33 protein-coding genes are annotated in these 26,483 nt (G+C 61.5%); 15 read left to right on the top strand and 18 right to left on the bottom strand.

Annotated elements, in window-relative coordinates; all coding sequences use genetic code 11:
• Window positions 1-86: 86 nt before the first annotated feature.
• Together ACFT1A_RS13410 and ACFT1A_RS13405 are read left to right on the top strand one after the other, a co-directional pair.
• Window positions 87-683, top strand: coding sequence for a heme-binding protein (locus ACFT1A_RS13410; RefSeq protein ID WP_378447368.1), 597 nt, complete (start codon window positions 87-89; stop codon window positions 681-683).
• A gap of 209 nt (window positions 684-892) precedes the next feature.
• Window positions 893-1,879: an alpha/beta hydrolase gene (locus ACFT1A_RS13405; protein ID WP_378447597.1), complete on the top strand. Its 987-nt coding sequence runs from the start codon at window positions 893-895 to the stop codon at window positions 1,877-1,879.
• Window positions 1,880-1,937: 58 nt separating this feature from the next.
• Here the strand turns inward: ACFT1A_RS13405 and ACFT1A_RS13400 are convergent, their stop codons facing one another.
• From ACFT1A_RS13400 to ACFT1A_RS13390, 3 genes are all read right to left on the bottom strand, one after another.
• Complete coding sequence (locus ACFT1A_RS13400) at window positions 1,938-3,053, bottom strand: NDMA-dependent alcohol dehydrogenase (protein WP_003939726.1); 1,116 nt, start codon at window positions 3,051-3,053, stop codon at window positions 1,938-1,940.
• 79 nt (window positions 3,054-3,132) lie between these two features.
• Window positions 3,133-4,773, bottom strand: a complete 1,641-nt coding sequence (locus tag ACFT1A_RS13395) for a PucR family transcriptional regulator (RefSeq protein WP_378447367.1) — start codon at window positions 4,771-4,773, stop codon at window positions 3,133-3,135.
• 164 nt (window positions 4,774-4,937) lie between these two features.
• On the bottom strand, window positions 4,938-6,350 hold the full coding sequence (locus ACFT1A_RS13390; RefSeq protein WP_378447366.1) for an ABC1 kinase family protein: 1,413 nt from the start codon (window positions 6,348-6,350) through the stop codon (window positions 4,938-4,940).
• A 132-nt stretch (window positions 6,351-6,482) separates the two neighbouring features.
• Between ACFT1A_RS13390 and ACFT1A_RS13385 the strand changes: the two genes are divergently transcribed.
• The 5 genes from ACFT1A_RS13385 to ACFT1A_RS13365 are packed head-to-tail and all read left to right on the top strand — an operon-like array spanning window position 6,483 to window position 10,365.
• On the top strand, window positions 6,483-6,902 hold the full coding sequence (locus ACFT1A_RS13385) for a MerR family transcriptional regulator (RefSeq protein ID WP_378447365.1): 420 nt from the start codon (window positions 6,483-6,485) through the stop codon (window positions 6,900-6,902).
• Window positions 6,903-6,948: 46 nt separating this feature from the next.
• Window positions 6,949-8,325 carry an MFS transporter gene (locus tag ACFT1A_RS13380; protein WP_378447364.1) on the top strand — a complete coding sequence of 459 codons (1,377 nt, stop codon included), beginning with the start codon at window positions 6,949-6,951 and terminating at the stop codon, window positions 8,323-8,325.
• On the top strand, window positions 8,322-9,341 hold the full coding sequence (locus ACFT1A_RS13375; protein WP_378447363.1) for an ABC transporter substrate-binding protein: 1,020 nt from the start codon (window positions 8,322-8,324) through the stop codon (window positions 9,339-9,341). Before ACFT1A_RS13380 ends, ACFT1A_RS13375 begins: the two co-directional genes overlap by 4 nt.
• A gap of 21 nt (window positions 9,342-9,362) precedes the next feature.
• The gene (locus ACFT1A_RS13370; protein WP_378447362.1) at window positions 9,363-10,082 is read left to right on the top strand and encodes a 2OG-Fe(II) oxygenase; all 720 of its coding nucleotides are present in this window, start codon (window positions 9,363-9,365) and stop codon (window positions 10,080-10,082) included.
• A complete protein-coding gene (locus ACFT1A_RS13365; protein WP_378447596.1) occupies window positions 10,072-10,365 on the top strand; it encodes an Ada metal-binding domain-containing protein in 294 nt (97 codons plus the stop codon). Before ACFT1A_RS13370 ends, ACFT1A_RS13365 begins: the two co-directional genes overlap by 11 nt.
• Here the strand turns inward: ACFT1A_RS13365 and ACFT1A_RS13360 are convergent.
• The 3 genes from ACFT1A_RS13360 to ACFT1A_RS13350 are packed head-to-tail and all read right to left on the bottom strand — an operon-like array spanning window position 10,328 to window position 11,626.
• Window positions 10,328-10,756, bottom strand: coding sequence for a VOC family protein (locus tag ACFT1A_RS13360; RefSeq protein WP_378447361.1), 429 nt, complete (start codon window positions 10,754-10,756; stop codon window positions 10,328-10,330). The two genes, ACFT1A_RS13365 and ACFT1A_RS13360, sit on opposite strands and share 38 nt — an antisense overlap.
• 40 nt (window positions 10,757-10,796) lie before the next feature.
• Window positions 10,797-11,279, bottom strand: a complete 483-nt coding sequence (locus tag ACFT1A_RS13355) for an SRPBCC family protein (RefSeq protein ID WP_378447360.1) — start codon at window positions 11,277-11,279, stop codon at window positions 10,797-10,799.
• A gap of 2 nt (window positions 11,280-11,281) precedes the next feature.
• Window positions 11,282-11,626 (bottom strand): ArsR/SmtB family transcription factor, encoded by a 345-nt coding sequence (locus tag ACFT1A_RS13350; protein ID WP_378447359.1) that lies wholly within the window; start codon window positions 11,624-11,626, stop codon window positions 11,282-11,284.
• 94 nt (window positions 11,627-11,720) lie between these two features.
• Here ACFT1A_RS13350 and ACFT1A_RS13345 point away from each other — a divergent pair, with 94 nt between their 5' ends.
• A complete protein-coding gene (locus ACFT1A_RS13345; protein ID WP_378447358.1) occupies window positions 11,721-12,377 on the top strand; it encodes an alpha-ketoglutarate-dependent dioxygenase AlkB family protein in 657 nt (218 codons plus the stop codon).
• Window positions 12,378-12,382: 5 nt separating this feature from the next.
• Here ACFT1A_RS13345 and ACFT1A_RS13340 read toward each other — a convergent pair whose 3' ends face one another.
• Complete coding sequence (locus ACFT1A_RS13340; RefSeq protein WP_378447357.1) at window positions 12,383-12,529, bottom strand: hypothetical protein; 147 nt, start codon at window positions 12,527-12,529, stop codon at window positions 12,383-12,385.
• Between the two features lie 238 nt (window positions 12,530-12,767).
• Between ACFT1A_RS13340 and ACFT1A_RS13335 the strand changes: the two genes are divergently transcribed.
• Window positions 12,768-14,267, top strand: a complete 1,500-nt coding sequence (locus tag ACFT1A_RS13335) for a flavin-containing monooxygenase (RefSeq protein ID WP_378447356.1) — start codon at window positions 12,768-12,770, stop codon at window positions 14,265-14,267.
• A 64-nt stretch (window positions 14,268-14,331) separates the two neighbouring features.
• On the opposite strand, the gene ACFT1A_RS13330 is transcribed toward ACFT1A_RS13335, so the two are convergent.
• Complete coding sequence (locus ACFT1A_RS13330; RefSeq protein ID WP_378447355.1) at window positions 14,332-14,802, bottom strand: hypothetical protein; 471 nt, start codon at window positions 14,800-14,802, stop codon at window positions 14,332-14,334.
• A gap of 77 nt (window positions 14,803-14,879) precedes the next feature.
• Here ACFT1A_RS13330 and lexA point away from each other — a divergent pair, with 77 nt between their 5' ends.
• A complete protein-coding gene (lexA, locus tag ACFT1A_RS13325) occupies window positions 14,880-15,569 on the top strand; it encodes a transcriptional repressor LexA (RefSeq protein WP_317552332.1) in 690 nt (229 codons plus the stop codon).
• A 13-nt stretch (window positions 15,570-15,582) separates the two neighbouring features.
• Here lexA and ACFT1A_RS13320 read toward each other — a convergent pair whose 3' ends face one another.
• From ACFT1A_RS13320 to ACFT1A_RS13305, 4 genes are read right to left on the bottom strand one after another with little or no spacing between them, the layout of a single operon-like run.
• Complete coding sequence (locus ACFT1A_RS13320; protein WP_378447354.1) at window positions 15,583-15,996, bottom strand: cupin domain-containing protein; 414 nt, start codon at window positions 15,994-15,996, stop codon at window positions 15,583-15,585.
• 29 nt (window positions 15,997-16,025) lie between these two features.
• On the bottom strand, window positions 16,026-16,412 hold the full coding sequence (locus ACFT1A_RS13315; protein WP_378447353.1) for a DUF2255 family protein: 387 nt from the start codon (window positions 16,410-16,412) through the stop codon (window positions 16,026-16,028).
• Window positions 16,387-17,859 carry an MFS transporter gene (locus ACFT1A_RS13310; RefSeq protein WP_378447352.1) on the bottom strand — a complete coding sequence of 491 codons (1,473 nt, stop codon included), beginning with the start codon at window positions 17,857-17,859 and terminating at the stop codon, window positions 16,387-16,389. Before ACFT1A_RS13310 ends, ACFT1A_RS13315 begins: the two co-directional genes overlap by 26 nt.
• 25 nt (window positions 17,860-17,884) lie before the next feature.
• The gene (locus ACFT1A_RS13305) at window positions 17,885-18,922 is read right to left on the bottom strand and encodes a zinc-dependent alcohol dehydrogenase family protein (RefSeq protein WP_378447351.1); all 1,038 of its coding nucleotides are present in this window, start codon (window positions 18,920-18,922) and stop codon (window positions 17,885-17,887) included.
• A gap of 167 nt (window positions 18,923-19,089) precedes the next feature.
• Here ACFT1A_RS13305 and ACFT1A_RS13300 point away from each other — a divergent pair, with 167 nt between their 5' ends.
• Window positions 19,090-19,974 (top strand): helix-turn-helix transcriptional regulator, encoded by an 885-nt coding sequence (locus ACFT1A_RS13300; RefSeq protein ID WP_378447350.1) that lies wholly within the window; start codon window positions 19,090-19,092, stop codon window positions 19,972-19,974.
• Window positions 19,975-20,001: 27 nt separating this feature from the next.
• On the opposite strand, the gene ACFT1A_RS13295 is transcribed toward ACFT1A_RS13300, so the two are convergent.
• The 5 genes from ACFT1A_RS13295 to ACFT1A_RS13275 form a co-directional block, all read right to left on the bottom strand.
• Window positions 20,002-21,144, bottom strand: a complete 1,143-nt coding sequence (locus ACFT1A_RS13295) for a diguanylate cyclase (protein WP_378447349.1) — start codon at window positions 21,142-21,144, stop codon at window positions 20,002-20,004.
• A gap of 118 nt (window positions 21,145-21,262) precedes the next feature.
• Window positions 21,263-21,727, bottom strand: coding sequence for an RrF2 family transcriptional regulator (locus tag ACFT1A_RS13290; RefSeq protein WP_378447348.1), 465 nt, complete (start codon window positions 21,725-21,727; stop codon window positions 21,263-21,265).
• A 61-nt stretch (window positions 21,728-21,788) separates the two neighbouring features.
• Window positions 21,789-22,538 (bottom strand): SDR family oxidoreductase, encoded by a 750-nt coding sequence (locus ACFT1A_RS13285; RefSeq protein ID WP_378447347.1) that lies wholly within the window; start codon window positions 22,536-22,538, stop codon window positions 21,789-21,791.
• Between the two features lie 75 nt (window positions 22,539-22,613).
• Window positions 22,614-23,510 (bottom strand): LLM class F420-dependent oxidoreductase, encoded by an 897-nt coding sequence (locus ACFT1A_RS13280; RefSeq protein WP_378447346.1) that lies wholly within the window; start codon window positions 23,508-23,510, stop codon window positions 22,614-22,616.
• Window positions 23,507-23,827 carry a GYD domain-containing protein gene (locus ACFT1A_RS13275; protein WP_007729728.1) on the bottom strand — a complete coding sequence of 107 codons (321 nt, stop codon included), beginning with the start codon at window positions 23,825-23,827 and terminating at the stop codon, window positions 23,507-23,509. The genes ACFT1A_RS13280 and ACFT1A_RS13275 overlap by 4 nt, the downstream gene beginning before the upstream one ends.
• An 81-nt stretch (window positions 23,828-23,908) precedes the next feature.
• Here ACFT1A_RS13275 and ACFT1A_RS13270 point away from each other — a divergent pair, with 81 nt between their 5' ends.
• The 4 genes from ACFT1A_RS13270 (at window position 23,909) to ACFT1A_RS13255 (ending at window position 26,005) form a co-directional block, all read left to right on the top strand.
• A complete protein-coding gene (locus tag ACFT1A_RS13270) occupies window positions 23,909-24,091 on the top strand; it encodes a hypothetical protein (protein ID WP_095972013.1) in 183 nt (60 codons plus the stop codon).
• Between the two features lie 44 nt (window positions 24,092-24,135).
• Complete coding sequence (locus tag ACFT1A_RS13265; protein WP_378447345.1) at window positions 24,136-24,951, top strand: DUF72 domain-containing protein; 816 nt, start codon at window positions 24,136-24,138, stop codon at window positions 24,949-24,951.
• A 70-nt stretch (window positions 24,952-25,021) separates the two neighbouring features.
• On the top strand, window positions 25,022-25,516 hold the full coding sequence (locus ACFT1A_RS13260; protein WP_378447344.1) for a hypothetical protein: 495 nt from the start codon (window positions 25,022-25,024) through the stop codon (window positions 25,514-25,516).
• 33 nt (window positions 25,517-25,549) lie between these two features.
• Window positions 25,550-26,005 carry a PPOX class F420-dependent oxidoreductase gene (locus ACFT1A_RS13255; protein WP_378447343.1) on the top strand — a complete coding sequence of 152 codons (456 nt, stop codon included), beginning with the start codon at window positions 25,550-25,552 and terminating at the stop codon, window positions 26,003-26,005.
• Window positions 26,006-26,007: 2 nt separating this feature from the next.
• Here ACFT1A_RS13255 and ACFT1A_RS13250 read toward each other — a convergent pair whose 3' ends face one another.
• Window positions 26,008-26,448: a winged helix-turn-helix transcriptional regulator gene (locus tag ACFT1A_RS13250; protein WP_378447342.1), complete on the bottom strand. Its 441-nt coding sequence runs from the start codon at window positions 26,446-26,448 to the stop codon at window positions 26,008-26,010.
• Window positions 26,449-26,483: the final 35 nt, after the last annotated feature.

Raw genomic sequence — 26,483 nt, 5'->3', positions numbered from 1 at the left:
ACCCGAGCGCCCGATGTGCGGACCCTCACCGGAACGCGACGCTGTAGTGGACGGTTTCGAACCACCCGACTGAAAGTGTGCCCATCATGAACCACCGCGTTTACACACGACTGCCCCGGACGCTTGCTGTCACCATTCCGGTTGTCGCAATCCTTGCGAGCGCCGCATGCTCGAGCACCGACCCCGACACACCCGTGCAGAACCTGTCGAGCACGACGTCGACTTCTGCCACGCAGCAGCCTGCTGCGAGCGGAGATTCGGCAGTTGTCACTCAGAATCGACTCAGCGCCGACGCGGCAGTGGCGGCTGCCGGTGCAGCGCTGGCGAAATGCCGCGCCGACGGTCTCGGCTTCGTCACCGTCTCCGTCGTCGACCGTGCGGGAAATGTCATCGCCATGGTGCGCGGCGACAACGCGGCCCAGCACACGGTGGAGTCCTCACGCGAGAAGGCATACACCTCTGCAGCTTTCGGAGCCGACACCAGTGACCTCTCGCAGCGTACCAAAGGCGAAGGATCGACCATCGCCGACCTTCCCGGCACTCTCTTCCTTGCAGGTGGAGTCACATTGAAGGCGGGAGCTGGGTCGATCGCCGGTATCGGTGTCGGTGGCGCTCCAGACGGAATGCAGGACCAAGCTTGTGCTGCTGCGGGGCGAGACGCGATCGCTTCGTCCCTCGGCTGAGTGGGCGCATTCAGAGCGCTTCGTGAATTGTGCTTTTCGCCACCCGGATTCACTCGGCATGACAGTTGTCCGTTTGCTGCGATGACCTCGACTTTGTAACACGGAAGCCCCCACAAAGGGACAAACACGTCGACAGTGGAACCGACGATGCACTTACCGAAGCAGTTTCTTCATGCGCAGTTTCGGGGAAAGACACAACCTTGCAGAGAATCAGATTCACGTTGCCCGAACGCAATACACGGCGGGTGCGGGTGCTCGTAGCGGTGTTGTTGTCGATATTCCTGCTCGGCGGTATGTTCGGTCCGACCGCCGCGAGTGCTACTCCGGCGCGCTCGGCGCCATGGGGTGGTTACGACGAGTTGTGGGTCCCGTCTTCGATGGGAAACATCAAGGTTCAGGTGCAGTGGGCCGCGCGCGGTGGCAACGCCGCGCTGTACCTGCTCGACGGTCTTCGCGCGCAAAACGACAGGAATGCCTGGAGTTTCGAAACGAACGCACTCGATCAGTACCGCAACGACAACATCACTTTGGTGATGCCTGTGGGCGGCGAGTCGAGTTTCTACACGGACTGGTACGCGCCGTCGAACTTCAATGCCCAGCCGATAACGTACAGGTGGGAAACATTTCTCACTCGTGAGCTTCCAGACTTTCTTGCGGGGTACGGTGTTTCACCTACCAACAACGCGATCATCGGGTTGTCGATGGGTGGTAGCGCGGCATTGAACCTGGCTGGGCACCATCGTGATCAGTTCAAGTTCGCAGGCTCACTGTCCGGGTACATCAACATCTCGGGGCCGGGCATGCGTGAAGCGATCAGGGTGGCGATGTTCGATGCCGGGCGGTACAACGTCGACTCGATGTGGGGCCCGCCGTGGTCGTCCGGTTGGCTTCGCAACGACCCGTTTGTCAACGCGGAATCGCTTCGCGGACTGTCGATGTACATTTCGTCGTCCAACGGCATCCCGGGACCGTATGACCATCCGTCTGCACCGATCGAGTACTTCCACACGGCGACGGGTATGGGACTCGAGGCGCTCTCGTGGGTTCATGCGCGTGCATTCGAGATTCGTCTGAAATCCTTGGGAATCCCAGCGACGTACAGCTTTCCGCCCGCCGGAATTCACTCGTGGCCGTACTGGTCTGCTGAATTGTGGATGGCCAGAGGACAAATCCTCGACACCATGAACGCTTGGTGAAGCCGTAGTGAGGATCTCTCCGGACTTGCTCTCGATCGAAAGTCCGGAGAGAACTCGCTCAGAAGGTGATGATCCCGCGAAGATTGCGACCGGCATGCATGTCGGCGAAACCGTCGTTGATCTGGTCGAGGGTGTACCGGTTGGTGATCAGTCCGTCGAGTTCGAGTTTGCCGCTGGTGTAGAGATCGATCATCCAGGGAATGTCGGCGGTGGGATTCGACGCGCCGAACAGGGATCCTTGAATTCTCTTCTGGTACAGCGTGAGTTCCATCAGGCTCACGGGAATTCCGACGTCCGTCATCTTCCCGAGGCCGGTGACGACGCATGTTCCGGCCTTGCGGATCGACGAGAATGCTTGCGCGACATGTTCTCCGGTGGTGACGCCGACGGTGACGATGGCGGAATCGGCGCCCTGGCCGTTGGTGAACGAGCGCGCTATGTCGGTGGCTTCCTCCATGGTGGCGACGGCATGGGTGGCGCCCAACTTCAATGCACTGTCGCGCTTGAAAGCGACCGGGTCCACCGCGATCACGTGGGCGGCGCCGGCGTGCGAGGCGCCCTGTACCGCGTTGATTCCGATTCCGCCGACGCCCATGACGATGACGGTCTGCCCGGGATACACCTGAGCGGAGTTGACGGCGGCGCCCCAACCGGTTCCGACGCCGCAGCCGAGCAGGCACAGAGCGTCGAGTGGCAGATGCTTGTCGACCTTCACCGCCGAAAGAGTGCTGACCGTGGTGTATTCGCTGAAGGTGGACAGGCCGCAGGTTTGTGCGACGGGTTGACCGTCGAGAGACATTCTGTAGCTCGAGGTTTCGCCTGGCCTGCTGCCGGTCATGATGGCGGCGCCGTTGTCGCAGAGGTTCTGGATTCCGCTTGCACACCAACGACAACGGCCGCAGGCGGCGAGGAAAGAGAACACGACATGATCGCCCTCGGACCACCCTTCGGTGTTCGGCCCGACCTCGACGACGATTCCGGCGCCTTCGTGCCCGCCGCAGATGGGGTAGCGGCCTACGCCGTGGTCGCCGCTGGCGATGTGGTCGTCCGAGTGGCACAGGCCGGAGGCGACCATCTTGACGGTGAGTTCGCCGCTACGGGGTGAGTCGAGTTCGAGATCGACCACCTCGTATGTGCCTGGTGCTTGGCGAATGACGGCTCCACGAGTGCGCAAGGTATCTCCTGAGGTGAGAGTTGTTCTTCGGCTTCCTCAGTTGTCTACTCGAGAGTTCGAGACGGGTCCGAGATCCGTCTCACTGATCGGACGTTTCGTACCGTTCAGACTCGTCCGGGGTGCGTCCCAAAATGGCGAGTTGCAGTTCGGTGAGCAGGCGCGTGTCCGGCTCGTCCAACGAAATGCCCATGATCTGTTCAGCGCGCCGGATGCGGTAGCGCAGCGTGTTCGGATGCACTTTCAAAGAGGATGCGGCCTTCTTCACGTCCCCGAAAGCTGTCAGGTAGGCAGTGAGCGTGAACTGCATGTCAGAGGTGTTCTTGTCGTCGTAGGAGATGAGTCTGTCGATACGAGGGTCGCGCAATCGCTCGTGATCAGCGACGAGGTCGAGTATCTCGCCCAGCAATACCGCGGTGCGCGACGCCGCGAGGGTGGTGACCTTCGAGGTTCCGTGATCATCGGTGGTATCGAGCACGCGGTCCACCTCTCGACGCGCCTCGGGTACGCCGTGCAACCGCGCGATCGGCACTGCGACGGCGGCGCGGACGCTGATACCCGCACGTTTTTCGAGCGCTCGCACGGTGTCGTAAGCCCAGTCGCTGATCGCGACCTCGTGCTCGGCCTGCGGGAACAGCACGTAGATCCGGTTGTCGATGATCGTCGTGACGGCGTCGTGGCGAAATGCGCTGGCACGCAGGCGCAAGGCGTTGGTGATTCGATCGAGATTCGATCCGGGTGCAAGTGATGTCGCAAATCCGATGACCGCAGCCGGTCCGTCGGTACTGATGCCGAACGAGCCGGCGAGTGAGTGCATGTCGACCCCGCCGGAGCGAATGCCGAACAGTCTTTCCACTTGGGCGTTCTCGCGGCTGGAGGCGTCCAACGTCCGCATGAGAATGCGTGCGGCGACGGCGGCGGCACCCCGCAATACCGCTCGGGCGTCGTCGGAAAGAGGTCCGGATGCCTGCTGTATCCAGATGCTCCCGATATTGTGTTGTTGCGCAACGGAACCCGTCGGCCCTGGCTGGCCTGGCCGGGTGATGCTCACAGCCAGCCGGTGTGCGGCGCCGATGCTCAACTCGGATGGCAGACTGATGACCTCGTTCGAGCGTCTGAGATGCTCGAACACGCCCCTCTTCTCGATCCATTCGGTGTATTCGATCGGCCATTCCCGGCCGAGTATGGAGAGCTGGCGGAGCTCGTCTTCGCCTTCGTGAGCAGCAGAATATGCAATGACGTGCAGTGCGGTGTCGTCGATCGTCACGAGTCCGCCGGTCAATTCGGCGATCGTTTCCGAGAGTGCGAACAAATCGTAATCACCGCCTGGTACAGCACCGGCGGCGGCTCGCGAACGATACAAGCTCTGTGTCAGAAGACGTTGTACAAGCGAATAGACGTGGCCGGAACTGGCCTGCGGATGGACCGCTGCCACGGCGATCCCGATGTTACGTGCGGCGGTGAGTACCGCCGTCGCCTTGCGTGCATTTTTGACGAGCAAGAGCTTCGGCCGCCGCCGTGGCGGCCTGCCCTCGAACTTTCGCAGCCACTGCGCGAGCGTTGATTCGGGAACCCCGACGGGAAGGTAGATGTCGGAGATCGCACCTCGGCTGTCGGTGCCGTCGATGTCGGAGGACTCGACGAGGGCGATCGACCGTATTTCGACATCAAGCCCGTCCGGGCTTTCCAGAAGCTCGATCACGGACTTGTCCGTGGAATGCATGAGGGCGCCAAGCGTGGTGCCGACACGCGGCCCGTTACTCCTCGGACCTGTCGACGCTTGCGGGAGGGCTACAGAAAGTGGCTGCACATTTGCTCCTCGGCCGGTGGTTCATTACAGGCTAACCCCGACAGACGAAATGCAGAATAAGGAAATAGGGGACAAATTTATTCGTCAGGCATGGTGATGCCGAGTTCTTGGGCCTTTTCGGCGACTGCCTCGGGAAATACGTTCTTGAACAGATAGAGGTCTTGTCCGATCACCCAACCAGGTGCCAACGCCGTCGCATATCGCTCGAAATATCCGAGTTGCTTTCCGAAAAGAACCAATTCCTCGGGACTCGCAACACCCCACTGTTTACCCAATTGAATCAGCGCCATGATCAGCTCGCTGAGCTTGAGTTCACCCAGATCGCGGCCGAGGATCGGAGCTAGAGCAGTGGCGACCTGCATACCGAGTTGGGCGTCGTCGACCTCGTAGTCGGTTGCATAACCCAAGGATCGAATTCCCCGGGCAACGCGGGCGAAATCTCCGTCGACAAGCGTTGCGCGGAACATGTCGGAGAGGATCGATCGCCACGTTTCCGGGAGAACACCGACAATGCCGAAGTCGAGCATTGCAATCCGACCGTCGTCGAGGACCCACAGATTCCCGGCGTGTACGTCGCCGTGGAAAGGACCGTGAACGATGACTGATTCGAGCCAGACCTTTACACCGCGCCGGATCAACATGCGGGCTTCGTCGATTCCGTCCGGGCCGGCGACGAATCGATCGAGCGGAACGCCCCGCATGCGTTCCATGCAGATGACTCGGGGGCCGCAGTAATCCCAGTAGACCTCCGGCGTCGTGACTCCTTTGTTGTCGCCGAACGCACTGATGTTGTTCCGGAAAGTGGTTTGCCGATCGGCCTCGACCGCGCTGTTCAATTCCGTCATCGTGGCATTGTGCAGATCGCGAATGATGGCGGTGGCATTGGCAATTCGAAGGAACTCGACAAACTTCTCGAGGATGTTCGCACCCCAATATGCCGCCCGCAGGTCGATCAGCATGCGCGCATAGATGTCCGGGCGCTGGATCTTGATGACTGCCTCTCGGCCGTCGTGCAGAACGCACGCGTGTACCTGTGCAACCGATGCGGCCGCGAGAGGCGCGTCGTCGAACTTCGCGAACAGTTCGTCCACGGAGTAACCGAGGTCCTCCTGCACGACTCTTCGGGCCTGCTCGGCAGGGAAGGACGGAACGTCGTCGAGGCAACGCAGGCACGCATTGGCGACCGGGGCCGGGAAGAGGCCGGACGACGACGCGACGAGTTGGCCGAGCTTGACGAAGGTGGGCCCCAGAGCGATGAAGCCGTCGACCATTCCGTCGGAGGCAGCGTCCGCCCAGGTGCGTCCACGCTTGCGGAAAGGCCACACGATCAGCGCCAGCATGATCGACGTGGACAGCACGACGGCGATGATCGCGGAGCGCCACAACTGGGCGAGGCCGAAGCGTTCCAGGTCCGGCATGCGGACCTCGAGGGCAGCGGCGGGCACTCCTGACGAGTACGGCCCGACAGGTCGTCGCGTTGGATCCAGCACAGCTCTCCCTCGTTCAACGAGCGCATACAGCATTTTGCCGTGAGATCACTTGCGTGACCCCTTCCGTTAGTCAGTATGCCAAGTCACACATAACTACCAGAACCGCCTACGCACTCAGCCTACGATCGGTGAATGCGTGAGCACTTGATCCCGATCGGCGAGGTTGCAAAATCGTTCGGAATCGCGGCGTCGACCTTGCGGTACTACGAGGACGAAGGCCTGCTGTCCGCGCGTTCGCGAACCGGCGGCAAACGCTGGTACGGGCAGCGTGAGCTGCGCCGGCTGGCGTTGATCCGGATGTACACCGAGACGGGAATGTCCTTGGAACAGGTGCGCTCCTTCATCGAAACCGACACCACGTCCGAGCAGTTCTCCGCGGTTCTCGCGGATCAAGTGTCGGCGCTCGAGGCACAGATTGCCGCCGCTACGCGAGCGAAACTGATTCTCGAGCATCACCTGACGTGTCGGCAAGAGCGTCCGATGCAGTGTCCGTGGTTGCTCGAGCAACTCGACGTTCGCGTAGAAGCGGCGCTTGACTTCAAGTTGACTTGAACCTCCATAGTTAGGGCGCACTTACCGCCCTATTCGGAGGTTGACCATGTCGACACGACGATGGCTGCCGCTCATCGCCGCATGCATCGGAACTTTCCTGTTGCTGACGTACGCCACGATCACGACGATCGCGGTGCCGGCCATCGCAGACGGTTTGAACGGCAGTACGGGCGCGATGTCCTGGGTCGTCGACGCCTACACACTGGCTCTCGCTGCGCTTCTGGTTGGCATGGGCGCGCTCGGCGATGCTTGGGGACGCAAACGCCTCTACATCTGCGGCCTGGTCGTGTTCCTGGTTGCGACGGCCGTGTGCGCCGTTGCTCCGGACGTCACGGTTCTGGTCGCAACTCGCGGCGCGCAAGGAATTGCCGGTGCAGCGATGTTCGCGACGCTCCTGCCTCTGCTCGGCGACGCATATTCGGGACGTGATCGTCACGTCGCCTTTGCCGCGTGGGGCGCCGTCGCCGGATTGGCGGCAGGAATCGGGAATGTTGCAGGAGGGCTGCTGACGCAGTTCTTCGACTGGCGTGCGGTCTTCTATTTCGGAATCCCCGTGGCCGCAGTGGCGCTCGCACTGGCTGTGTTCTGTTTCGCCGAAAGTAGGCGCGGCGACGACAATATCGACTGGGCTGGAATGGTTTTGTTCACTCTCGCTGCCGTTGCCGCGGTTCTCGGCGTGACGTGGGGCGGCGACGCCGGGTGGACTTCGCCTTCGACAGCTCTCGCCTTCCTCATCGCAATCGTTGCGCTGACGGCATTTGTGTCCTGGCAGCGTCGAAGCAGCAGTCCGATGCTCGATCCGGCATTGTTCCGATCCCTGAAATTCGACGGAGTTCTCGTCGCGGCTTTCGGTTACTACCTTGCGGCTTACGGCCCACTCGTCGTTCTTTCACTGTGGCTGCAGAACGGGCTGGAACTGTCGGCGTCGACGGCCGCACTTGTGCTCTCGATTCAACCGCTCGCCTTTGTCCTCGTATCGGCACTGTGTGGATCACGGCTTCAGCGAGCCGATCTTCGATTGTCGCTCGGATTCGGGACGGTCCTCTGCGGAATCGGTTGCCTGGCAATGTTGTACGTTCTCGTCACGCCGATCTGGCCGGCGCTGATCGCCGGACTGATTCTGACCGGTGTCGGTTCGGCCATGGTGTCACCGGTGTTGCCGGGTGCCGCGATGTCGGACGCCCCGGCAGAGCGCGCCGGGACGGCTTCGGCAACAGCCAACTCGTCGCGGCAGTTCGGGCTCGCAGTCGGAATTGCGTTGTGCGGCTCGCTATTCACGGGTTCGGACGAGTTTGCCTTGTTGTGGCCGTTGGTCTTCTGCGGATGCGTCGGAATGCTCACGGGTTGTGGATCGATCCTTCTCTTTTCTCGTTCGTCAACTCCTGCAACAGTTCAACCAATCGCCGAAAGGGCACACACATGACCACGCTGCTCACTCCACGACCGCACCGGCGCCTCGAGATGGACTGGAACCGTCGCAGGTTCCTCGGCGCAGCAGCAGGATTGGCTGCTGCGCTGGCAGCGGCCGGGTGCTCACACTCCGACGCAGATGCCGGCGGCACACGCGATGCCGGTTGGTCCTTCACCGACGATCGCGGAACCCTGATCGAGTTGGATTCACCGCCGAGAACATTTGTCACCTACACCGGAATCGCGGGTGCTCTGTGGGATTACGGACTGGTGCCTGTCGGTGTTTTCGGGGCGCTCACACGATCGCCGGGATCGACGGACACCAGCATCTCCGGCAACTTGGATTTCTCGAAGACCGACATGGTCGGGCAACTCTGGGGGCAAGTGGAACTCGAAAAGATCGCTGCGCTGGAGCCGGACGTCGTCATAGTCCCTCAGTTGCGTGGTTCGGCTCTACTCGACGAGGCGAACTTGGATGCGGTGAAGGGCTTGTCGACAGTATTGTTCGTGGAAACGGCAGCAGGAACTATCGACCGAAACGTGCAAGAGATCGTGGAACTGGCCGTGGAACTCGGAGCAGACCCGGATATGGACGCGCAGCGAAAGGACTACGACGCTGCGCGCCAGCGGATCTCCGAAGTTGCTTCTTCACTGAACTATTCACCCGTACTATTCGCGTCCGCAGATCCGGACACGATTCGAGTCAGTCGTTCCGGATTTCCGATCCTCGCAGATCTGGTGGGTTTGGGTCTTACCGTCGTCGATCCAGCAGAGGGATCGTCGGTCTACGTCGAGAAGCTGGCATGGGAGATGGCGGACCACTATCCGGCCGACATGATCTTCCTCGACGATCGTCCGTCCAGTTTGCAACTCGATACGCTCGACACCAATCCTGCGTGGTCCAACTTGCCCGCGGTGAAGGCGGGGAAGGTCGGCACCTGGAATCCGGAACCCGTACTCAGCTATGCCGGGATCGCCCGTACGTACAATACTTTGGCTGACCAGCTGCTGGCATTCTCACATTCCTGACCGCCGCGTCGTCTACGACGTATGGACCTGTTCACCGATCTGTCTGCTCGAGCTGATTCCCTCGATTGGCCTGCGCTGATCGAGGGAATCAACTCCAGTGGGTGTGCTCAGACGACCCCGCTACTCGACGAATCGGAGTGTCGCGAGATCGCTTCCTGGTACTCGGACGTCGACCGATTTCGAAGCACGATCGACATGGCTCGGTACCGCTTCGGTCAAGGGGAGTATCGATACTTCGGCGATCCGGTACCCGAGCCGATCACCGCTATGCGAGCGGCTTTCTACCGGCAGCTTCTCCCGATCGCGCGAGAGTGGGCGTTCAAGCTGGGGGACAGCGCACCGTGGCCGGACACTTTCGAAGAATGGATCGACCAATGTCACAACGCCGGCCAGAATCGGCCTACCCCGATTCTCCTGTCCTACGGCCCTGGCGACTGGAATGCACTGCATCGGGACCTGTACGGAGAGTTGGTGTTTCCCTTACAGGTGGTGATCGGGCTCGACAGACCTCGAATCGATCACGACGGGGGAGAGTTCTTGCTCGTCGAACAGCGGCCGCGCGCCCAGTCGAAAGGGACTGTCACGGTGCTCGAACAAGGTCAGGCGTTGATCTTCACCACGCGGGATCGGCCGGTCCAGAGTTCGCGTGGGTGGTCCAGAGCCCCTGTGCGACATGGTGTCAGCGTGGTGCACGCGGGTACCCGTCGAACATTGGGATTGGTGCTTCATGATGCCGAATAGGACGTACATTCTCCGCGACGCTCGCAACAAACCCTACGAGAGTTCGATGCCCGGTGCGCTTGGCGGGCACCGGAAAACGAAGATATACGGCCGACTCGACTGTCGAGGGGCGGCGCAGGCAATCGCGCGTGGTGGGTATGTCGCCAGTCGGGTGTTCTTCGCGGACGAGCCGACCGCGATTGCGGCCGGCTATCGCCCCTGCGCCGTCTGCATGCCCGAAGACTACGCAGCGTGGAAGGCGGCTTCTACGCGCCGAAGCGGTCGCGGTACTCCTTCGGAATGAGCGGTTTCTCGCCGCGGACCTTCAGTTGCTGGACAGCCCAGGTATTACCGTCCGGGTCGGCGAATCCGAAGAAGGTGCCACCGTCACGCTCGTCGAAGACGGTGACCTCACTGGCATCGACGCCGCGGTCGATGAGCTCCTGCCGAGCCGCTGCCGCGTCGGCAACTACCAACTGCAATCCCTTCAACGAACCAGGGGCCATCTCGGTTTGCGACGGCAGGTTGCCGATGACGATGGAGCAGCCCGAACCTCGCGGCGTGAGCTGGGCAACCGTCATGTGTTCGTTCACGGTGTGGTGGTCGAGGTCGAAACCGACCTTGTCGCGGTAGAACTCGATGGAACGGTCGAGATCGCTGACGGGAACGATGACTACTTCGAGGGTCCAGTCCATGAAACTGCCTTTCACTGCGGAGGTTCGGGCAAACAGGTGGTCAGAGTTGCGCGACGATCTTGTCCAGGCGTTCGTAACCTTCGGTGACGCCGAGTTCCATATTGCTCTCGATCATTCCGTCCCGCGCTTCGAGGCTCGGATACACGGAATGGCCGGAGAGTCGGGTGCGCCCGTTGCCCAGGTCCTCGAACGTGATCGATTCGATGCTGACCACGTCGGCGAATCCCTCGTATTCGAACGTCTGGATGACAAAGTCGTTCTCGCGAACGACGTGAAACACGCCGTTGAACCGGAACTCTTCTCCCTCGGGGTTGCGATGAACGTACTTGTACCGGCCGCCGCTGACGAACTCGTATTCGTCGATCTCCATCTCGTATCCGTTGGGGCCGAGCCACTGCTTGACCACTTCGGGATTCGAATGAGCTGCGAAGACGGCACTGACGGGCGCGTCGAACTCGCGGGTGATGTCGATGAACGGCACGCCCTCAGGAGCCGTGATGGTGACGGGATTGGTGGTAGCCATGGCTAAGTCTCCTTCTGTGTGGTGCTGAGTAGGTGATCGAGCTTGCGGAACTGTTGTTCGTGGATCAGTCGATAGCGGTCGATCCAGGCGGTCAAAGCCTCGAGAGTTGCGGCGTTGAGATGTACCGGCCGCCTCTGGGCGTCGCGGCTGCGAGTGACCAAACCCGCGGCTTCGAGTACCTGAATATGTTTGGAGACAGCCTGTTTGGTGATCTCGAACGGCTCGGCCAACTCGTTGACCGTTTGGGGGCCGCTACTCAGGCGGGCGATGATCCGCCGTCGTACCGGGTCGGCGAGCGCCATGAACGCTTTGTCGAGACGCTCGTCTGCCTCTGGATCCACGATCACTTGTCAACCATCTCCTTTATCAACCAATCTGTTGATTACGATACGAGCCGATGGGGAGGGTGTCAATGCCTCGGGGCCGATTAGCGTGGAAACCATGAACGCTCTGATTCCTCGGCCACGATTGGAAGTGGCGCCGGGGGCGATCCTCGTTCCGGATTGGCTCAGCGTCGAACAGCAACGCACCTTGGTGGCCGAGTGCCGACGGTGGGCAACCGCACCCGTGCCGATGCGCTCCGCTGTTGTCCCTGGTGGGCACAAGATGTCGGTGCAGACAGTCTGTCTGGGTTGGCATTGGCAGCCGTACAAGTACACCCGCACCGCCGACGACGTGAACGGTGCGCCTGTCGCAGCGGTGCCCGACTGGCTCGTCGACCTCGGCCGTAGCGCAGTTGCCGCTGCCTACGGTGACCCGCGTGCGGGGGAGAGGTACACGCCCGACACCGCGCTGATCAACTTCTACGACGAGGGCGCTCGCATGGGCATGCACCAGGACAAGGACGAGCGCTGCGACGCTCCCGTCGTCTCACTGAGCGTCGGGCAGAGTTGTGTCTTTCGGTTCGGGAATTCCGAGAACCGGAACAAGCCGTACACCGATATCGAATTGCACTCGGGTGATCTCTTCGTGTTCGGCGGAGAGTCGAGGTTCGCGTATCACGGTGTGCCGAAAGTTATTGCAGGAAGTTCTCTTCCGGGCATCGGTCTGCCATCGGGGAGGCTGAACATCACGTTGCGAGATACCGGAATGTCCTGACAGTCTCACCCCTGTTGTGCCACTGGTTCAGCAGGGTCGAAGTCCGCGCTGGAAGGTCCGTCCCCGACCATCTCGACCAACTCGGTCGACGGCGGAGTTGGCAGAGTGCGCCAGCGCTCTCGTTCGAGGTTGTGGGGTTGTATCTCGTTCATGCCCTCATTATCGACTTCCTACTTCACTCCGTCGGCTATTTGTGGGTGGACATTCTGCTAGGCCTCGTGTCCGACGTCGATATCGAGTCGGGTCGAGATATTGACTGTTACCGTAAGTCGCACATACTCTGGTTACTGGCGCTGACCGTAGGGAACCCGGCCTGAAACGACCGATCGTTCTCGGCCACCGCCGACGCCAGATGTAGCTTCGCGACGACCTACGAAACGAGTTTCCTCCATGCCACAGCATGTCGACGTACTGATCATCGGCGCTGGCTTGTCCGGAATCGGCGCGGCTTGTCACCTCATTCGGGAGCAGACGGGAAGCACTTACGCGATCCTCGAGCGCCGGGAAAATATCGGTGGCACCTGGGACCTGTTCAAGTACCCGGGCATCCGTTCGGACTCCGACATGCTCACCTTCGGATTCGGGTTCCGTCCGTGGATCGGCACCAAAGTGCTCGCCGACGGCTCCAGCATCCGGGACTACGTCGAGGAAACTGCCAAGGAATACGGCGTCACCGACCACATCAACTTCGGCCGCAAGGTCGTGGCAATGGACTTCGATCGCGCGACTGCTCAGTGGACCGTGACCGTCCTGATCGAGGCCACCGGAGAGACCGAGACGTGGACCGCGAATGTCCTCGTCGGCGCCTGCGGTTACTACAACTACGACAAGGGCTACCGCCCCGCCTTCCCAGGTGAGGACGACTTCCGCGGTCAGATCGTGCACCCACAGCACTGGCCCGAGGATCTCGATTACACCGGAAAGAAGGTCGTGGTCATCGGGTCCGGTGCCACCGCGATCACGCTGATCCCGTCGATGGCCCCCACTGCCGGCCACGTCACCATGCTGCAGCGCTCGCCCACGTGGATCCAGGCGCTACCGTCCGAGGACCCTGTTGCCAAAGGTCTCAAGCTCGCACGCGTTCCCGACCAGATCGCGTACAAGATCGGTCGAGCCCGCAATATCGCACTGCAACGCGCCAGCTTTCAGCTCTCACGTACCAACCCGAAGCTGGCGAAGAAGCTGTTCCTCACCCAGATCCGCTTGCAACTCGGCAAGAACGTGGACCTGCGTCACTTCACCCCCAGCTACAACCCGTGGGATCAGCGTCTGTGCGTGGTTCCCAACGGAGACCTGTTCAAGGTGCTCAAGAGCGGCAAGGCCGACATCGTCACAGACCGTATCGCCAAGTTCACCGAGAATGGCATCGTGACCGAGTCGGGTCTCGAACTCGAGGCCGACATCATCGTCACGGCGACCGGCTTGAACGTGCAGATCCTGGGCGGGGCGGCCATGAGCGTCGACGGCGAGCCGGTCAAGCTCAACGAGACAGTCGCCTACAAGAGTGTTCTCTACTCCGACATTCCGAACTTCCTGATGATTCTCGGCTACACCAACGCATCCTGGACGCTCAAGGCAGACCTGGCCGCGTCCTATCTGTGTCGAGTGCTCAAGATCATGCGCAAGCGCAGCTACACGACTTTCGAGGTTCACGCCGAACCCGAGGACTTCGCGGAAGAATCTCTCATGGGCGGAGCTCTGACCTCGGGCTACATTCAGCGTGGCGACGGAGAAATGCCGCGCCAAGGTGCCCGTGGCGCATGGAAAGTGGTCAACAATTACTACCGCGACCGCAAGCTGATGCACGACGCCGAGATCGAAGACGGTGTGCTGCAGTTCAGCAAGGTCGATATTGCTGTCGTGCCTGATAGCAAGGTCGCCAGCGCATAGTCGACTCCACCTTGGGGACGTCGGCGAATGTGCTGGAGATGTTGCGTCGACGTACCCGATCGCGTCACGGGGTTTGTGATCGGTGAGTTCGCTTCCGCAATCGTCGGTTGTGCACCACGACGGGAAGAACATAGGCAGCGACCATGGTCACGGCAAGCAGTCCGAGGTAGAGGTAGGGCCAGGTCCATCCCGCTGCTCGTATGGCCAACAACGATCCACCCATGATCAGCGGCATCCCGGCCCCGGCGAGCAGGTCGACGTCACGGGGCGACACGGGTGGGGTTCCGAGCAGGGGTACGCGGATGCCCGAGTTTTCTCTGATCGTGCGCATTACTGAAATGAAGTAGAGGGCGGCGCCGGCGATCGCGATCATCGCGCCGAGCGCAGCTTCGACCACGCCAGTTCTCGTGGACATCAATGCGTAGGCAAATACGCCCATCGTTCCCAAAGTGACCGGCGCCGACTTCCAGATCGGGGTCGACGTATGGGTGTCGGCGGGAACACTCACCGAGCGCATCGGTTCGAGAGGCTCCATCAGCTCAGCGTGCCATGTGCTGCTCGGGAAACAAACTGTGACCGCTGTTTCTTTTCCGGCCTCCCTGCCTGGCCGAGATGTCGGGACCTCTCACTACGATTCTCGTCGTGACCGATTACGACGATCTCGACATGTTCGGTGGCCTCGACGCCTCCTCCCTGCCGCTCCGCCAGCAGCAGATTCTGATGACCATCCGGGATCTCGTTGCTGCCAACGGGTGCACGCCGAGCACGCGGCAGATCGGAGACGCGGTTGGCTTGCGCTCGACATCGACGGTGTCCAAGCACCTCAAGAGCCTCGAGGAGAAGGGCTTCCTCCGCCGGGGAGCGGCCATGGCTCGGCAGTTGGACGTGCGGCCTTTCCTCGTGGGCGCGAAGGAACAGTCGTCGTCGAATACCGTCACGGTTCCAGTGGTCGGCGACATTGCCGCCGGCGCGCCGATCCTCGCGGAGGAGCACACCGACGAGGTGTTGGCGCTTCCTCGCGAGCTCGTCGGTTCCGGCACGGTGTTCGGTCTTCGGGTGCGTGGTGAGTCGATGGTCGACGCAGCAATCTGCGACGGTGACGTCGTCGTGGTGCGGCGCCAGGACGAGGCCCATTCCGGTGAGATCGTTGCCGCGATGATCGACGGTGAGGCCACCGTGAAGGTGCTCCGACGCCGCGACGGTCACGTGTATCTCGAGCCTCGCAATCCCGCGTACAGCGTCATCGACGGCGACCGAGCGGCCATCTTGGGCAAGGTTGTTTCCGTGATGCGACGTATCTGAGACTTATCCGGTCTCAGCGACGGTTGGCGCGGAGGCCGTTGTATTCCTCGTCGGTGACTTTGTCGCCCCACGTAGTTTCGGCGCTACCGTCGCCGGGTCCTTCCCACAGTGCGAGGTGGCTCATGAAACGATCTGGTGCCGCGCCGTGCCAGTGTTCTTCTCCCGCCGGGGTATAGATGGTCTCGCCCGGGTGTGCTTCGATGATCTCGCCGCCGCGAGCTTGAATCAGCGCGGTGCCGGAGACAATGTGGAGGGTCTGCCCGAGGGCATGTGAATGCCAGTCGGTTCGCGCACACGGTGAAAAGCGAACCATGTTGGCGCGCATCCTCGACGGCTCCTGGCCGGCGTAGATGACGTCCCACCAGACGTCGCCGGTGAACCAGTCGCCGGGTGCCTTGCTGGTGGGCTGGGGCGTCAAGATTTCCATGAGTTCTCCTCGGGATCGAAAGGGTGAGTTCAGTTCTGCGTCAGCGGAACAAGTCGAATTGTGTTGGGCGCGGCCTCCGGCCCGGTCACGGAGCCGACAATCTGTGGGCCGTAGCGGTCGTATTTGGTGTGATAGGCGGAGTCGATCACGGAGTGGGCATCCGCTGTGGCGGCCTCGAAAGAGACGTCCCGTTCAATTCCTCCTGCTCGGATTCGGCCCGTTCCGCTTGCCGTTGCTCGGACGAACCAAGGGTTGTCGGTTCCGTATGCCGAGCGCACGTACAACTCGTTGTCAGCCCGAACAACCCATATGGTGACGTACGGCCTCGCGGTGCCGTCGCGGCGGAACGAGGAGATCTGCAATTCCTCGGCACTGCCGATCTTGGTCAGTTCAGCCTCGGTCCACGAGTGCGACATCTCTGGTTCCCTTCTCCGGTTCGAATTGCTGTGTGGTACTTCGCGTTCTCGTAGCCGGGACGATCAGTGTGAGAACTATGACGAGACAAGCGGCGAGCAGGACGGTTCCTGTGGTGAGAGCCGTTGATACGTGATCGGTGAGTGCGGTTGCAGCGTCGTCGGCAGTGGATCCGGCTCCTGCCGAGACCGCGACGAGGATGCCGAGCCCGAGAGCGCTGCCCAGTTGGTGGGCAGTGTTGACCAATCCTGATGCGGCACCTGCATCCTCGGCATGTACTCCGGAGATACCGGCGGAGGTCAGTGGCGCGAATGCCAGCCCCTGCCCGGCGCCGATCAAGATCATCGGAAGCGCAATCGCAGTGAGATACGAGCTGTTGGGATGGACCAGGCTGAGCCAGCCCATGCCGGCGAGAGTAACGGCAACGCCAACCGAAAGAAGCGCGGAGTTGCCGAATCGCGGCGTCAGTCGCGGAATAAGCATCGCCACAGCAAAATTGACGATCGTCATCGGGAAGAAGGCGACGCCGGCTTGGAACGCGCTGAAGCCAAAAACACCTTGGAGTAGCTGAGTAGTGAAGTAGAAAAATCCGATCATGGCACCCAGATAGAGCATTCGGGCGGCGTAGGCACCGGATCGCTCTCGGCTACGGAACAATCTCAGGGGCATGATCGGCTGTTCCGCACGCGCTTCGTTGAGGAAGAGCAGGATCAGAAGGGTCGCCCCAGTCGCCAGGGTCGAAACAGTGATCGGTGAGGTCCACCCCGCTTCGGCCGAGTTGACGGTGCCGAAGACGAGTGCGGTCATGCCCAGTGTGGCGAGAACGGCGCCGGTCACATCGAAACGTCCGGTGTTCGGCTCGGTTTCCGGAATGAACCGGGGAGCGAGCACGATCATCGCGATACCGATCGGAACGTTGATGAAAAAGCCTGCGCGCCAAGACACCCAGTCGGCCAGGGCACCACCGATCACGAGTCCGAGGCTGGCGCCTATCCCTGCTGCAGCGCCGTACCAGGCAACAGCGCGCGTTCGCTCCCGACCAGGTGGGAAACTGGCGGTCAACAGTGACAGCGACGCCGGGGCCACCACCGCAGCTCCGACGCCTTGGAGAGCGCGCGCCGCGATGAGCCACCACCCGTTCGGTGCGACGCCGACGAGAAACGACGCAATCGCGAAAATCGCGAGCCCGGTGACGAATACGCGACGACGACCGAAGATGTCCCCGAGACGAGCGCCCAGCAGGAGAAGGCCGCCGAACACCAGGGTGTAGGCGTCCTGGACCCAGGAAAGACCGGTCGCTGAGTAACCCATGCTGATCTGGATGCTGGGTAGACCGGTGAAGATGATCGAATTGTCGAGCAGGATCATGAAATAGCTGATCAGAATGATCGCCAGGATCGCGGTGGAGTTGATTCGACCGGCGGCCGGGTTGTCGGCAGTGTGAGTCACGCGCTTCTTCTTCACAGGTGGTGGATTACGGGCGGACGAGGACCTTCAGCGATTCACGGGAATCCATGGCTCGGTAGCCTTCCGCAACGTCGTCCAGTCCGACGGTGCGGTCGAAGACCTTGCCCGGCTGGATCTTTCCGTCGAGAACATCGGGCATCAGTTCTTCGATGTACGCGCGAACGGGAGCCGGTCCGCCGGTAAGAGTGACGTTGGGCCCGAAGAGTGTCCCGAATCCGATTGGAGCTTCTTCGTATTGGGGTACTCCGACTCGGCTGATGACGCCGCCCGGTCGGACAACTCCGAGTGACTGCTCGTAGGCAGGCATGTGACCTACCGCTTCGAGAACGACGTGAGTGCCGTCCCCGCCGGTCAGTTCACGGACTTTCTCGATGCCTTCGTTGCCACGTTCGGCAACCACATCGGTTGCTCCGAACTCGAGGCCGAGGTCTGTGCGGATCTTGTGGCGCCCCATGAGGATGATGCGCTCGGCACCGAGGCGTTTGGCGGAGAGCACTGCCATCAGGCCCACTGCTCCGTCTCCGATGACCGTGACCGTCGTGCGTTGGTTGACGCCGCCCTTGACCGCCGCGTGATAGCCGGTACCGAAGACGTCGGAAAGCGTCAGCAGTGATGGCAGGAGTTCGGAATCCTCGCCCACCGGCGCCTTGACCAGCGTGCCGTCTGCCAATGGCACGCGGATGGCCTCCGCCTGCCCGCCTCCGATCCCGTTTCCGGCCCAGAATCCGCCGTGTCGGCAGGAAGTTTGCAAGCCTTCGCGGCAGAAGTCGCACGTCCCGTCCGACCAGGCGAAGGGGGCGATGACGAAGTCGCCCTTCTTCAACGTGGACACCTCCCGACCTGTCTCTTCGACCACTCCGACGAACTCGTGGCCCATCGGGGAACCGCCTGGCGTGGCCGGCATGTTGTGGTAAGGGTGCAGGTCAGAGCCGCAGACGCAGGCCCTGACGACCCGTACGATCGCGTCCGTCGGCTGCTGAAGTACTGGATCCGGCACGGTCTCGACTCGAACGTCTCCGGCGCCGTACATGATGGTTGCGCGCATGATGTCCCCTCTCGCTTGTGGTGTTGCGTGCTTCTGGGTCGACGTTTCTGCGTGAACCGGTCGACTGCAATGAGTCAACGCCGCGCATCGCGGGCGCGGGAGTGTCTGTTGTTCCAGGTAACGGCAGTACCTCCCTCTGTCATCGCCGCTCGAGTAACGTGAACTGCATGGACAACCGAGCCGAGATTCGCGAATTCCTCAGCTCCCGTCGTGCTCGCATCACTCCCGAGCAGGCAGGACTGCCGGCCTACGGCGGAAACCGTAGAGTCAAGGGATTGCGCCGTGAGGAAGTCGCTCTGCTCGCCGGTGTGAGCATCGACTACTACGTACGCATGGAGCGCGGAAATCTGGCTGGAGCGTCGGACTCGGTACTCGAAAGCCTCTCCCGAGCACTACAACTCGACGAGGCCGAAACTGCCCATTTGTACGACCTGGCGAAGGCTGCCAGTGCCGGCGCACCGAGTAGAAAGCGGCCGGCACCCAAGGGCGTGAGCCCGGCGATTCAGCAGATACTCGACGCCATCACCGACGCCCCGGCGTGGGTACGTAATGCCAGGCACGACATGCTGGCGGCCAATCGCATGGCGCGCGCGCTGTATTCGCCGGTCCTGGCTGATCCGCGTAGGCCGGCGAACAACGCCCGCTTCGTGTACCTGGACCCGGCGTCGCAAGACTTCTTCGTGGATTGGGAGCGCGCGGCAGACGACATCGCCGCGATGCTCCGCTCGGAAGCGGGGCGCAATCCCCACGACAAGGCCCTGACCGAGCTCATCGGTGAACTTGCCACCCGCAGTGAGGTATTCCGCACCCGTTGGGCGAAACATAATGTGCGCTTTCATCGGACGGGTTTCAAGAAGGTTCGCCACCCCGTCGTCGGCGACCTGGAACTGAACTTCGAGGCGATGGAACTGCCGTCCAATCCCGGGCTGACACTGCTGGTCTACACCGCAGCGCCTGGGACGCCGACGGCTGATGCACTCAAACTCTTGGCGAGTTGGGCGGCTACCCAGGATCAGTTGGATCCGGCGAACGACAGCGAAGCGTCGCTCTAGAAGCTGATCGGTATGTGACGTGCTGATTCAGCTCAGATGCGTTACCGCCCAGGCTACCTGGTCTCCACCTCGTCGCTTCGCCCGATACATCGCGTTGTCGGCATCGGCAAGAATCCGATCGATGGTTCCCGAAGCGTCCGGGATTGTCGAGGACAGCCACACGCTGGCGCCGACGCTCACCGAGATCGACTGTCGGCCGGCGGGCCGCGATATCGAGTTGTGGATGTCGACCACGGTTTTTTCGATACGACGTGGCTCGACCGGCATGAGAATCACGAACTCGTCGCCGCCAGTCCGCGCCACCAGCCCGATCTCTCCGACGGCCGAGTTCAATCGTCGACCCACGGTCACCAGCATCCGATCGCCTTCTGCATGACCCAGTTTGTCGTTGACGCTCTTGAACGAATCGACGTCGATCACTATCGCAAGGACTACGTGTCCCCGGAGTTCTTCGACATCGAACAGCTGGTGCCAGACATTGTGCAGCCCACGCCGATTCAGGGCAGCGGTGAGTGGATCTCGCCAAGCGTGTCGTGCATCGTCGGTCAAATACAGGACGAGGAAATGCACTGTCATCGCGGCTGAGGCGATAACACACCCGATGACCAATCCAGTGGACACCGACAGTGAGGAATCGGTATCCGGATCGGTTACCGCTCGAATTGTCAGTAGGGCTACGACCAGCAGTGCGCCGGCGATCTGCGCAGTCACTATCCGGGGGCTGTGAAACACCGACGAATAGTTCGCGACGACCACGAAGAGCACAGCACCGGTCAGTGCCAGGAAGCTCGCATGGATTCCGGCGAGCAGGATCAACGACAAACAGATGTTGGTGAGCGCAATGAATCGAACGGATTGTCGGTGGCTCGGCCAGGATCGTCCGAACGACCAACGAATCATGCAGTACAGCGCGATCACACATGCTGTCCCAGCAGCGAGCCGTTCAGGGACTTCGGTCGCGCCGCCCTTCACGAATTGAGCCAGAACGGCGAGTGCGACGAACACCGCACACCAGAAGGTGACGACGACCCTGGCTGTCCCCAACATCGATCGAGCAGCCAGAAACCTGGGGAACCACTCGCCGTCGTACGCAAGGGACCACCAGCGACGCAACAGTCCCGTTGTCTGACGGATATTCTGCCCCAACCCCGCAGCGCCACTGACTCCCATGAAACCCCCTCCGAGATCTTGCGAAAATTCCCGGAGGTTTCTTCGTCAAGATTTGATCCCCGAACAAGGTACCCGATAGTTGAAAGACGCATTAATGCATCGTGAGGCGTAGACGACTCTAGGGCGAGATCGGTTCCGTCAGGATCTTTCTGAGGGCCGGAAGGTCCAGGGTTGCAGCTAGATCGGCAATCGTGACCCCCGACAGTGATGCGCGCCAGGCTTTTTCGGCGTCAGCCATGACTTTGGCTATTCCGCAGGCGGAACGGCACTGCTCGGGCGGAGCGGCGAGGATTCCTTGCTGCCGAATCTCCGTGCACCGGAAAGCAGGTTCGGTGCCGTCAACCGCCTGTACGACGTCGAGAACCGTGATGCTCTCGGGAGCCCGGGTGAGAACGTACCCACCGTCTCGGCCCTCGGTCGGATTGACCAGACCGGCGTGCGCGAGCGCTCGCAGATGCTTCGCCAGGTATGTCTTCGACACCCCGTGAAGTTCGGCGAGTCTGGCTGTGGGTACCGGCCCCTCGGCCTGGCTGAGAACCACACAGCAGTGGAGTGACCACTCCACGCCTCCGGAAAGCTTCATGATTGGACTCTATCGACGCCGCGGAAAGTGGTGCGGGTCGGACATCGGTCGAGGGTGTCCGTCAGGCCTTCTCGGCAAGCCACGCGTCGTATGTTGTCGGCGCAATCCATGCATCTGCACCGGGTGTCGGGGTGAGTGCCGAGTTGTCGAGTTTCGCGCCGAAGTAGCCGGCCTCGGGATCGGAGATCACCGAACGCTTGTCGCCGGTGACGAGGAACAGGCGCCGGACCAGTTCGTCGATGCCCAGCGGTTCGGGCCCGGCAATCTCGACCGTGCCGTTTTGCGGCGCGGCGGTCACTACCTCGGCGACGTGAGAAACGACGTCTCGAGACGCGATGGGTTGCAGATGTCCCGGCGTTGCGTGGACAGCGCCGTCGGTGGTTCCCGCGTCGGCGATTCCGGCGACGAACTCGAAGAACTGGGTCGAGCGGACGATCGTGTAGGGGATCGGGCCCGCTTTGACCAGGTCTTCCTGGGCGACCTTGGCTCGCATGTACCCCGAATCGGGCAGTCGATCGGCACCCACGATGGACAGAATGACGTGGTGCCCGACGCCGGCCTTCGCTTCGGCGGCGAGGATGTGGCCGGTTCCGTCACGGAAGAAGGCCAAGACGTCTTCGTCCGACCAGGACGGGGAATTGGTCAGGTCCACCACGACGTCGGCGCCCTCGACGGCTTCGGCGATACCTGTGCCGGTGGTGATGTCGATCCCGTCGGCACGACCGAGTGCCTTCACGTCGTGCCCGGCGTCAGTGAGCTTGGCGGCGACCTGGCTTCCGATGAGCCCGCTCCCGAAAATGACGATCTTCATGATTTTCTCCTTTACTCGGATAAGTCATGTCCAAGTATACTCGGACATAACTTATCCAAGTCAAGGGTTGTCCGGTCAGCCGAAGAGTTCGGCGGCCAGTGCTTCGTAGGTCGCGAGCGGATCACCCTCGGCAGGAAGTGCTTGGATCGCAACGTGATCGGCGCCCGCCGCGACATGCTCGCGAAGTCGATCGGCGATGGACTTCGCGGTACCGCGTGCAACGAGGGCATCGATCACGCGATCGTTTCCCTCGTTGGCCAACTCTTCGGGTGCAAAACCGAGGCGCTCGAGATTGCTCGTGTAGTTGCGCAAATACAGATAGGGGTTGGCGACGGCGGGACGTCCGATTGCTCTGGCCTTCTCCGGATCGGTTTCCAGAACAACCTTGTGCTCAGGAGCAAGAATCTTCGAGGGTCCGAGGATTTCACGAGCTTCGGCCGTGTGTTCGGGGGTGGTCAGGTAGGGATGCGCGCCGGCGGCGCGATCGGCGGACAGTTTCAACACCTTCGGTCCCAGCGCGGCGAGGACACGGCGAGATTCCGGGACCTGGGCTGCATCGAGTTCGTCGAGGTAAGACACCAGCGAGGCGTACGGCTTGGTGTAGTCACCGGTCGCCTCCGGATGTCCGACGCCTACACCGAGGAGGAATCGCCCCGGATGCGCGGCTTCGAGTCGGTGATAGGACTCCGCCACCTCAGCCGCAGGTGAGGACCAGATGTTGACGATTCCGGTTGCCACGGTGATGCGCTCGGTCGCATCGAGGAGTTTCTCGGCGATCCGTAGATCGGCCCGCGGTGAGCCGCCGATCCAGATGGTGCCGAAACCGAGTTTCTCGATCGCTGTTCCCAGTTCGGGCGGCAAACCAGCCGCTCCTCGCCAGATTCCGTAGGTGCCAAGGTCGGGTGTTTGCGTAGTCTCCGTCACAGCGGGTGCAACTCGGGCGCTGCCGGGATCTATTCCTTCCGCAATCATTTGCCCGGCGCGCGGTAGTCGGTCGGTCGCTTGACTGCCTCGTCGATCTGCTCCGGCGTGAGCAGTGTGATCGACTCCGAGCGGGCTGCACCTGCCGCAGCTGTACGAATGCTCAATGCGGCGGCCGCGACGTCGTCCGGCAGGTTGCCGATCACGAACATGTCGTGACCGCCCAGTGCGAAGTGGCAGGATTCGACTGTGCCGCCGATGCTTTCGACCATTCGGGTTATCGCGTCGCGTCGCGCAGTGCCTCCCTCCTGTTGTAGGCCGGCGGCGCCGGAGGGCGAGTAGGTCACTTGCCAGAGGTATTTCGGCATTTCCACTCCTTGCTCGGGATGGGTACTTCGATCGTGTACCCGTAGGGCGCTCGGTGGCAATGGGTAGGGGACAATCACGGCATGGTTGGAACTCCGGTGATCGTGACTATCGTGTCCGTGTGTGTAGGTTTTGTGATCTTCATGCTGGCTGCCAGCGGTGCACGCGGAAAATGGGACCGTCGCCTCGTGATCGCATTGTTCGTCGCCGCGGTGGTGTGCCTGACCGTCGTACCGGTATCCGTCGCGCTCAGTGCCGGAGTTTGAAAACACGGAGTGTAAAACACTGGAGTGCCGCTTAGTCTGAAGCGATGGCAGATATTCGGGTAGGTATCTCCGGGTGGACGTATCCCGCGTGGCGCGGAGATTTCTATCCGAAAGGTCTGGCTCACCGCAAAGAATTGTCTTACGCCGCAGAGAGATTGACGTCGATCGAGATCAACGGCTCGTTCTATGCGCTGCAGAAGCCGGAAAGCTACACCAAATGGCGCCGTGAAATTCCCGAAGATTTTGTGTTTGCCATCAAGGGCGGCCGGTACATCACGCACATGAAACGGCTGCTCGACGCCCGCGACGGACTCGCGAACTTCTTCGCCGCCGGGACACTCGCTCTCGGTCCCAAGCTCGGGCCGATTCTGTGGCAACTACCTCCGACGCTGCAGTTCGAACCGCGGCGGTTGGCGGATTTCTTCGACGGTCTTCCCCGTACCACGCAGGCTGCTGCTGATCTGGCAGCGCAGCACGACGACAAGCTGACCGACGAGAGAGTATTCGCGCAGACGGAGAAGGATGTACCGATCCGTTACGCGGTGGAGGCGCGGCACGCCAGCTTCGAGACCGACGAAGCCGTGGACCTGATGCGCGAGCACTCCATCGGTTTTGTCGTTGCAGACACCGCCGGTAGGTACCCCCGCATCACCACTCCGACTACCGACTTCGTCTACGTGCGGATGCACGGAGACAAGGAGTTGTATGCGAGTGGGTACACCGACGAAGCTCTGGACAAGTGGTCCAAGCGATTTCAGGCCTGGGCGGACGAGGGCCTCGACGTGTACGTCTACTTCGACAACGACATGAAAGGCTTTGCGCCGCATAACGCAATGTCCTTGTTGGGGCGGCTGCATTGACGGATCGTCTGGCCTGTCGGTGGGCTGTGGCAGGCTTCCGCGTGAACGCGAAGACCGAGGAGACACCACGATGATGCCCGAACAGAGCTGGCCGACGGCTTGGCCGAACGTGGCCCGTGACATCGCCGATGCCACGGCCGACGCACTCGTCGCGGTCCGGGCGGCAAATCGTGACGGATTGCTCGCCGCCGTCGAAGAACTGCGCGGGCTCTCCTTCGAGCAGGTCAGCTCCGTTCACGCGGCGATCGTGCGCGAATTGCTCGAGGACACGCATCCGGACGGCTTGTCCAGTGAGGACGTGCAGGATGCGCTGACTACTTGCGCCAAGTCCACGATCGTGTGGCTGCCGGATCTGGACGTGCAGGCACTGGCCGCGGTCTACACCGGGGCGCTCGGGATCTCGGATCTGGAAGACGATTCGTTCCGCATCGGGCACGGCGCGTACCTGCGTTCGGCGGTCCTGGTCATCGGGAGCTTGTCCACAGGAGTGAAGAAAGCTCAGAGCGCCTACATCATTCGTGCAATCGGCGAGATCGCACGCGCTCAGACCATCGAGATGCCCTAGGCGTCAGCTCGTAAATCGAATTAGGCTGAGGCCATGTCCAAGATCGCCAGCGCAGATCGTGTGTCGTTTGCAGAACTCCTCGAATTCGTCAGGCCGCGCCATCGGGCCACCTTCGTGACGATGAAGAAATCGGGCGAGCTGCAGATCTCGCCGGTGACGTGTGGTGTCGACGACGAGGGTCGGATCGTCATCTCCACGTACCCGGAACGGGCCAAAGCGGCGAATGTTCGACGGACGCCGGCGGTGTCTCTATGTATCCACTCTGACGAGTGGAATGGTCCGTACGTCCAGGTGAACGGAACCGCGGAGTTGATCGATCTCCCGGATTCGGTGGAACCGTTGGTCGACTACTACCGATCCATCGCCGGTGATCATCCTGACTGGGACGAGTACCGCGAAGCCATGCGCAAGCAGGGCAAGAGCCTGATCCGTGTCACCGTCGACTCGTGGGGTCCGATCGCAACCGGCGGGTTTCCACCCGGACGTTGACGCTATCGAGCAGGTGGCGAGAGTTCGACTACGTGCGCGTCTCTGGCGACCAGCGGCTCTTTGCAGTGTGCGCACACAACTTGGGCGTGCATGATTTCACCGCAACGATGCTCGACGACAGTTGGCGGCGGACCCGTCGTCGCAAAGGTGTCTCCCCATTCCATGAGTGCCATCAGGATCGGGTAGAGCGCCTTCCCTGATTCGGTGGCGACGTATTCGTAGCGCGGCGGATGTTCTTCGTACCGACGCTTTGCGAGGACGTCGGCGTCGACAAGGGTGCGCAGACGCGCGGCGAGGATGTCGCGGCTGGCTCCCGTGCCCGCGGCGATCTCGTCGAACCGTCGTTGCCCGAGAACGATTTCTCTGAGCACCAGAAGTGACCACTTCTCGCCGACGACCTCCAAGGCGTTGGCGATGGAGCAGTTACGTCCTTTTGCTGCCATCGTGTCGGTGTCCTTATTGGTTGAAGACGTTAGTT

It is taken from the genome of Rhodococcus sp. NPDC057135, assembly GCF_042670865.1.
In the GTDB taxonomy this organism is placed as follows: Bacteria; Actinomycetota; Actinomycetes; order Mycobacteriales; family Mycobacteriaceae; genus Rhodococcus_F.
This window is presented reverse-complemented; position numbering and strand designations above follow the sequence as displayed.